This is a genomic window from Streptomyces sp. LHD-70 (assembly GCF_031157275.1).
In the GTDB taxonomy this organism is placed as follows: domain Bacteria; phylum Actinomycetota; class Actinomycetes; order Streptomycetales; family Streptomycetaceae; genus Streptomyces.
The window spans coordinates 1-1,040 of the sequence record NZ_JAVIFW010000056.1 but is presented as its reverse complement, the minus strand read 5'-3'; the positions used below and the strand labels follow the sequence as shown (position 1 = coordinate 1,040).

At 66.3% G+C, this 1,040-nt stretch carries 1 protein-coding gene; it reads right to left on the bottom strand.

The window, feature by feature from the left end; translation table 11 throughout:
- Positions 1-83 precede the first annotated feature (83 nt).
- A complete protein-coding gene (locus RCO28_RS39235) occupies positions 84-938 on the bottom strand; it encodes an IS5 family transposase (RefSeq protein WP_308946203.1) in 855 nt (284 codons plus the stop codon).
- Positions 939-1,040: the final 102 nt, after the last annotated feature.

Here is a 1,040-nt window from a genome sequence, read left to right as displayed (position 1 = left end):
CTCTATCTGACCGCGGAGTTCATCAGCCCGCGCAACGGCTTCGTCGTGGCGGGCCTGGAGATCCGTCAGGAACTCGGTGATGTTCACGCGGCCGCCTGAAAGGTGTCGCGCCAGGTCGGGGCGGGTGTGGTGAGGCGACGGGACATGTTCGCGGTGGAGGCCCAGTAGACGCGTGAGGCGGAGGTGTCGGGCCGGTGGTCGTACTCGCGGGCCAGGCGCCGGTCCAGCATCAGGGTGCCGTTGACCTGCTCGACCACCCACCGCTTCGGTTGCGGGACGAAGCCCTTTCCCTGGTTGTCCGGGTTGCGGCGCACGACCTCGACGGTGATGTCCAGCAGGGCGCCGTGGATGATGACTTCGTCCTTGAAGCCCTGGTCCACCAGGGCCTTCTCCAGACGGTTCCCGCACCGCTCGGCAGCCAGGTCGAGCAGTGCGGTGCCGGCGGCATTGTCGTGGGCGGAGGCGGCCAGGACGACGACGCCGATGATCAGCCCCAGCACGTCGACGGCCAGTCCCCGCTTGCGCCCCGGCGTCCTCTTGTTCGCATCCAGTCCCGTCGTGGTCTTCGGAACTCCCGCGGCCGCACGCACGGACTGGGTGTCGATGATCACGAGGGACGGGTCCTCTAATCGGCGGGCCCGCTCCCGTACCTGGCAGCGCAGGAGCTCCTGGATCCGCTGGTCAAGACCGTCCTGGCGCCAGAGCGTGAAGTAGTAGAACACCGCCGACCAGGCCGGCAGGTCGTGGGGCAGGTAGCGCCACTGACAGCCTGTCCGGTTCTGGTAGAAGATCGCGTTCACGACCTCCCGAAGATCGCAGACTCCGGGATCTCCGGTCGCCGAACGGCCCACCCGGTCCTGCTTCCAGGCCGTGATCATCGGCTCGATCAACGCCCACTGCTCGTCCAAGAGGTCGCTCGGATACGGTCTTCGATCCATGCCCGCATCCCAGCATGCACATGACGAATGGTCGCCTCGTACGGCGATCAGTACCACGATCGAGCGATCACGAACCGAGGAAGATCGGACTTAACGACCTCT

What these genes read in the sequence shown, in the direction of transcription:
- RCO28_RS39235 (WP_308946203.1), bottom strand. Translation starts at nt 938, where the DNA reads ATGGATCGAAGACCGTATCCGAGCGACCTCTTGGACGAGCAGTGGGCG.